The sequence below is a fragment of the Streptomyces sp. MH60 genome (genome assembly GCF_002939385.1).
GTDB lineage: Bacteria > Actinomycetota > Actinomycetes > Streptomycetales > Streptomycetaceae > Streptomyces.
Genome location: NZ_MULI01000004.1, coordinates 191,001 through 197,649 on the forward strand (window position 1 = coordinate 191,001; position 6,649 = coordinate 197,649).

Annotated in this window: 5 protein-coding genes; all 5 read left to right on the forward strand. The window is 68.2% G+C overall.

Translation table 11 applies throughout. The features are described 5' to 3' along the window. Positions 1 to 65: 65 nt before the first annotated feature. Positions 66 to 1,175, forward strand: coding sequence for a multiple monosaccharide ABC transporter substrate-binding protein (gene chvE, locus BZZ08_RS05625; RefSeq protein ID WP_104631005.1), 1,110 nt, complete (start codon positions 66 to 68; stop codon positions 1,173 to 1,175). A 32-nt stretch (positions 1,176 to 1,207) separates the two neighbouring features. Then, positions 1,208 to 2,776 (forward strand): multiple monosaccharide ABC transporter ATP-binding protein, encoded by a 1,569-nt coding sequence (gene mmsA / locus BZZ08_RS05630; RefSeq protein WP_104631006.1) that lies wholly within the window; start codon positions 1,208 to 1,210, stop codon positions 2,774 to 2,776. Next, positions 2,773 to 4,017, forward strand: a complete 1,245-nt coding sequence (gene mmsB / locus BZZ08_RS05635; protein ID WP_104631007.1) for a multiple monosaccharide ABC transporter permease — start codon at positions 2,773 to 2,775, stop codon at positions 4,015 to 4,017. The genes mmsA and mmsB overlap by 4 nt, the downstream gene beginning before the upstream one ends. A gap of 67 nt (positions 4,018 to 4,084) precedes the next feature. Then, positions 4,085 to 5,233, forward strand: coding sequence for an aldose epimerase family protein (locus tag BZZ08_RS05640; RefSeq protein ID WP_198601302.1), 1,149 nt, complete (start codon positions 4,085 to 4,087; stop codon positions 5,231 to 5,233). 116 nt (positions 5,234 to 5,349) lie between these two features. Beyond that, positions 5,350 to 6,649: pyridoxal phosphate-dependent aminotransferase (locus BZZ08_RS05645; RefSeq protein ID WP_104631008.1), on the forward strand; the 1,300-nt coding region annotated here is incomplete at its 3' end.

Below are 6,649 nucleotides of genomic sequence, written 5' to 3' on the forward strand. Positions count from 1 at the left end.
CACGACCGCGCACAATCCCACACACCTGCCTCGCCGACCCAGTCCTCACATCAAGGATGATGACCATGCGCAACCGCAGAGCCGCACTCGCCGCGATAGCCTCCGCCGCCTCGCTCGCCCTCACACTGACCGCCTGCGGCCAGAACGGCGAGGGCGGCAGCGAGGACGACAAGGGGGGCAGCGACGGCGCCACCGTGGGCATCGCGATGCCGACCAAGTCCTCCGAGCGCTGGATCACCGACGGCGCCAACGTCGAGAAGGAACTGAAGGCCAAGGGACTCAAGACCAAGCTCGTCTACGGCGAGGACGACCCGGACCAGCAGGTCTCGCAGATCGAGAACATGATCACGCAGGGTGTGGACGCGCTGATCGTCGCCGCGATCGACAACAAGTCCCTCGGCAACGTCATGCAGCAGGCCAAGGACGCCGACATCCCGGTCATCTCCTACGACCGGCTGATCCTCGGCACGGAGAACGTCGACTACTACGCCTCGTTCGACAACGAGAAGGTCGGCGAGCTGCAGGGCGGCTACATCGTCGACAAGCTCGGACTGAAGGCCGGCAAGAAGGGCCCCTTCAACATCGAGCTGTTCGCCGGCTCCAACGACGACAACAACACCAAGTACTTCTTCAACGGCGCCATGAAGGTCCTGAAGCCGTACATGGACAAGGGCCAGCTGGTCGTCCGCTCCAAGCAGACCGCGCTCAACCAGGTCACCACCCTGCGCTGGGACGGCGGCACCGCGCAGAAGCGCATGGACGACCTGCTCACCTCCAGCTACCGCAGCGCCCGGGTCGACGCGGTGCTCTCGCCCTACGACGGCATCTCCATCGGCATCCTGTCCGCCCTGAAGTCGGACGGCTACGGCTCCGGCAGCAAGGCCATGCCGGTCGTCACCGGCCAGGACGCCGAGATCGCCTCGGTGAAGTCGATCAAGGCGGGCCAGCAGACCCAGACCGTCTTCAAGGACCTGCGCGAACTCGCCAAGGTCGCCGCGAACATGGTCGACGCGGTTCTGAACGACAAGAAGCCCGAGGTCAACGACACCAAGTCGTACGACAACGGCTCCAAGGTCGTCCCGGCCTACCTGCTGCAGCCGGTCAGCGTCGACAAGTCCAACTTCCAGAAGATCCTGGTCGACGGCGGCTACTACACCGCGGGCCAGCTCAACTAACCGGGCCCCATCAAGGATTGGAAGGCACGACCATGGCGGGACCCGTCCTGGAAATGCGCTCGATCGTCAAGACCTTTCCCGGTGTCAAAGCGCTGTCGGACGTCACGCTGACCGTTCGCCAGGGCGAGGTCCACGCCATCTGCGGGGAGAACGGCGCCGGCAAGTCGACCCTCATGAAGGTGCTCTCCGGCGTCCATCCACACGGCAGTTACGAGGGTGAGGTCCTCTTCGAGGGCGAGACCTGCCGGTTCAAGGACATCCGGGCGAGCGAGCAGCACGGCATCGTGATCATCCACCAGGAGCTGGCGCTGGTGCCGTACCTGTCGATCGCGGAGAACATCTTCCTCGGCAACGAGCACGCCAAGCGCGGACTGATCAACTGGAACGACACCCTCAAGCACGCCACCGAGCTGCTGCGCCGGGTCGGTCTCGACGAGCACCCCGAGACCCGCGTCGCCGACATCGGCGTGGGCAAGCAGCAGCTGGTGGAGATCGCCAAGGCGCTGTCGAAGAAGGTGAAGCTGCTCATCCTCGACGAGCCGACGGCGGCGCTCAACGACGAGGACAGCGGCAAACTCCTCGACCTGATCCTTCAGTTGAAGGAACAGGGCATGACCTCGATCATCATCTCGCACAAGCTCAACGAGATCCGCCGGGTCGCCGACTCGGTCACCATCATCCGCGACGGGCGCTCCATCGAGACGCTCGACGTGAAGGCGGCGGAGACGACCGAGGACCGGATCATCAGCGGCATGGTCGGCCGCGACCTGGAGAACCGCTTCCCGGACCGGACCCCGCACCAGCCCGAGGAGGGCACGGCGCCGGCCCTGGAGATCCGCAACTGGACCGTGCACCACCCCATCGACCAGCAGCGCAAGGTCGTCGACGACGTCTCGATCGAGGTGCGCCGCGGCGAGATCGTCGGCATCGCCGGACTCATGGGCGCCGGCCGCACCGAGCTGGCGATGAGCGTCTTCGGCCGCACCTACGGCCGGCACGCGGCCGGCACGGTGCTCAGGGACGGCAAGGAGATCCGTACCAAGACCGTCCCGGAGGCGGTCGGGCACGGGATCGCGTACGTCACCGAGGACCGCAAGCACTACGGCCTCAACCTCATCGACACCATCAACCGGAACATCTCGCTGACCGCGCTGGGCAAGGTCTCCAAGCGGGGCGTGGTCGACGAGCACGGCGAGCGACAGGTCGCCGAGGGCTACCGCAAGTCGATGAACATCAAGGCGCCGACCGTCTTCGAGCCGGTCGGCAAGCTGTCCGGCGGCAACCAGCAGAAGGTCGTCCTCAGCAAGTGGATCTTCGCGGGTCCCGAGGTGCTGATCCTGGACGAGCCCACGCGCGGCATCGACGTGGGCGCCAAGTACGAGATCTACACGGTCATCGACCGCCTGGCGGCCGAGGGCAAGGCGGTCGTGTTCATCTCCTCCGAACTGCCGGAGCTGCTCGGCATGTGCGACCGCATCTACACGATGGCCGCGGGACGGCTGACGGGTGAGTTCTCGCGGGCCGAGGCCTCGCAGGAAGCGCTGATGCGGCAGATGACGAAGGACAAGTTGGACCGGAAGGACGAAGAGGTAAGCCGATGAGCACGGACGTGACCGCCAAGACCCCGACCCCGGCGCCGCCCGGCAGAGAGGGTTCGGCCTCCGGCGGCGGGCTGCTGCAGCTGATGCTCGACGGCATGCGCCGCAACATGCGCCAGTACGGCATGCTGATGGCCCTCGGCCTGATCGTGGTGCTGTTCGCGGTGTGGTCCGACGGCGACCTGCTGCTGCCGCGCAACGTCTCCAACCTGGTGCTGCAGAACAGCTACATCCTGATCCTCGCGATCGGCATGATGCTCGTCATCATCGCGGGCCACATCGACCTGTCGGTGGGCTCACTGACCGCCTTCGTCGGCGCGACGGCGGCCGTCCTGATGGTCAACCACGACCTGCCCTGGCCGCTGGCGGTGATCCTCTGCCTGGCCATCGGCGCCGCCGCCGGCGCGGTGCAGGGCTTCTTCATCGCCTATCTCGGCATACCGTCGTTCATCGTGACCCTCGCGGGCATGCTGCTCTTCCGGGGTCTGACGGAGATCTTCCTCAAGGGCCAGACCCTCGGCCCGTTCCCGAAGGACCTGCAGAAGATCGCCAACGGCTTCCTGCCCGAGGTCGGCCCGAACACCAATTACCACAACCTCACCCTGCTGCTGGGCTTCGCCCTGATCGCCTTCGTGGTGTACCAGGAGGTCCGCGACCGCAAGCGGCAGCAGGAGTTCTCCCTCGACGTACCGCCGGTCAAGCTGTTCCTGCTCAAGCTGGTCGCGCTGATCGCCGCGGTCCTCGTGGTCACGCTGCTGCTGGCCAGCTACAAGGGCGCCCCGATCGTGCTGCTCATCCTGGGCGTGCTCGTGGTCGGCTTCGGCTACCTGATGCGCAACGCGATCATCGGCCGCCACATCTACGCCATCGGCGGCAACCTGCCCGCGGCCAAGCTGTCGGGCGTGAAGGACAAGAAGGTCACCTTCCTGGTCTTCCTGAACATGGGCATGCTCGCGGCCCTGGCGGGTCTGGTCTTCGCCGCCCGCTTCAACGCGGCCTCGCCCAAGGCGGGCCTCAACTTCGAGCTGGAGGCCATCGCCGCCTCGTTCATCGGCGGCGCGTCGATGAGCGGCGGCGTCGGCACGGTCCTCGGCGCGATCATCGGCGGTCTGGTCCTGGGTGTGCTGAACAACGGCATGAACCTCGTCGGCATCGGCACCGACTGGCAGCAGGTCATCAAGGGCGCGGTGCTGCTGGCGGCGGTCGGGTTCGACGTGTGGAACAAGCGCAGGGTCGGTTCGTAACGGATCTCGGGCCCCGCCACTCACGGCGGGGCCCGCTTCTTCTCACGGAAGTACAGGAGCCGCACGTATGGAACTGAGCAGACGAACGGTCATCGCGTCGGCGGCCGCGGCCGGTGTGGCCGCCACCGCGGTCGGCGGCACGGCGCACGCGTCGGGAGGCAGGAAACCGGTGAAGGAACTCTTCGGCAAACTGGCCGACGGGACGAAGGTGTACCGCTGGTCGCTGGAGAACGGCGGCACGCGGATGAAGGTGCTGTCGTACGGCGGCGTCGTGCAGTCCCTGGAGATCCCGGACCGCCGGGGCCGCTACGCGAACGTCTCCCTGGGCTTCGACAACCTCGACGACTACGTCGCCCGCAGCCCGCACTTCGGCGCCCTGATCGGGCGGTACGGCAACCGCATCGCCAAGGGCCGCTTCACCCTGGACGGCAAGGCGTACCAGCTCTCCGTCAACGACGGGGAGAACTCCCTGCACGGCGGCGCCCTGGGCTTCGACTACCGGGTGTGGGACGTCGAGCCCTTCACCGAGGGCTCCGACACCGGCCTGGTGCTCCACTACACCAGCGTCGACGGCGAGATGGGCTACCCGGGCACGCTGAAGGCGAAGGTGACCTACACCCTCACCCGGCGCGGCGACTGGCGCATCGACTACGAGGCCACCACCGACAAGGCCACCGTCGTCAACCTCACCAGCCACGTCTACTGGAACCTGGCCGGCGAGGGCCGCGGCACGATCGAGGACCACGAGCTGTCGATCGCCGCGTCCCGCTTCACGCCCACCGACGCGGGTCTGATCCCGACGGGCGAGCTGGCGCGGGTGTCCGGCACGCCCTTCGACTTCCGCCGGGCCAAGCCGATCGGCCGGGACATCCGGGACGCCCACCCGCAGCTGGTCACCGCCAAGGGCTTCGACCACAACTGGGTGCTCGACAAGGGCATCACCGACCGCCCCGAGCACATCGCCACCCTGCGCGAGAACGCCTCGGGCCGCACCCTGCGCATCGCCACCGACCAGCCCGGGCTCCAGTTCTACTCGGGCAACTTCCTCGACGGCACCCTGACCGGCACCGGCGGCTCCCTCTACCGCCAGGGCGACGCCCTGTGCCTGGAGACGCAGCACTTCCCGGACTCGCCGAACCACCCGTCGTTCCCGTCGACGGTGCTGCGGCCCGGCGAGACGTACCGGACGTCGACGGTGCACTCCTTCGACGCCTAGGCGACGACTGAGGCGCGGGCACACTTTCTTCACACACGTTGAACGGTGCCCCGTCCGTCTCCGTATACAGGGGCGGCCCGTGCCCCCGCGCGGGCCGCCCACTTACGGAGGTCCACTTGTCCGGCAACGTCACCTCGTTGTTCCGCAGCACCGCGGCGCACAGCCCCTCGATGGCGGCGCTGGCGCGGGAGAGCGGCGAGGCGGCGGGCGCCGGTCCGGTGGACTTCTGCATCCCCTGCAACCCGTACTTCCCCACCCCGGCGATGTTCGACGAGCTGGCCGGCCGGCTGCGCGACATCGTCACGTACTACCCGAGCAGCGCCGACACCATCACCGCCGAGCTGTGCAGCCTGCTCCAGCTCCCGCCGCAGTGCGTGGCGATGGGCAACGGCTCCACCGAGCTGATCACCTGGATCGACCACCTGCTCGTCCGGGAGTCCCTCGCCGTCCCCGTCCCCACCTTCGGCCGCTGGACCGACCAGCCCATGGAGACCGGCAAGCGGGTCGACATGTTCCCGCTCCAGGAGGCCGGCGGCTTCGCCCTCGACCTCGCCCGGTACGCCGAGTTCGTCCGGGCCAGGGGCACCCGGGCCGTGGTCGTCTGCAACCCCAACAACCCGGACGGCGGCTATCTGCACAAGCAGGCGCTGGTGCAGTTCATGGACGCGATGGCCGACCGGGACCTGGTGGTGATCGACGAGTCCTTCCTGGAGTTCGCCGACGCGGAGGCCGAACCCAGCGTGGTCCAGGAGGCGATGCTGCGCCCCAACGTCGTCGTGCTGCGCAGCCTCGGCAAGAACTTCGGGCTGCACGGCGTCCGCTTCGGCTACCTCGTCGCCAACCCGGCGCTCGCGGGCCGGGTGCGCGCCATGCTCCCCAAGTGGAACCTCAACTCCTTCGCGGAGCACGTGGTGTTCATGCTGCGCGACCACGGTCCCGAGTACGCGCGGAGCCTGCACCAGGTGCGCCGGGACCGCCTGGAGATGGCCGCCCAGCTGTCCGCGCTGCCCGGTCTGACCGTCTACCCGTCCCAGGGCAACTTCCTCTTCGTCCGGCTCCCCGTGGGCGCGGAGGGCACCGTCGTGCGGGACCGCATGCTCACCGAGCACCGGGTGCTGGTCCGGGAGTGCGGCAACAAGATCGGTTCGTCCAGCCGCTTCCTGCGTCTCGTGGTGCGCCCCCAGACGGACGTGCGTCGCCTGGTGTCCGGCCTGGAGCAGGTGCTCTACGGGGCCGGGAGCGGAGCCGCCGTGCCCGGGCCGGCCACCGGGACCGGCTACAGCTCGGGCACGGCGGCGGTGGACCGCCTGATGCACGAGACCAACGGCTCCGGCATGCGCGCGATCACCGCCCAGACCGCCGGTGCCGGTGCCCCGGGGCTCGCCGCCGCTCCGGCCCCCGGCACCGGCACCGGCA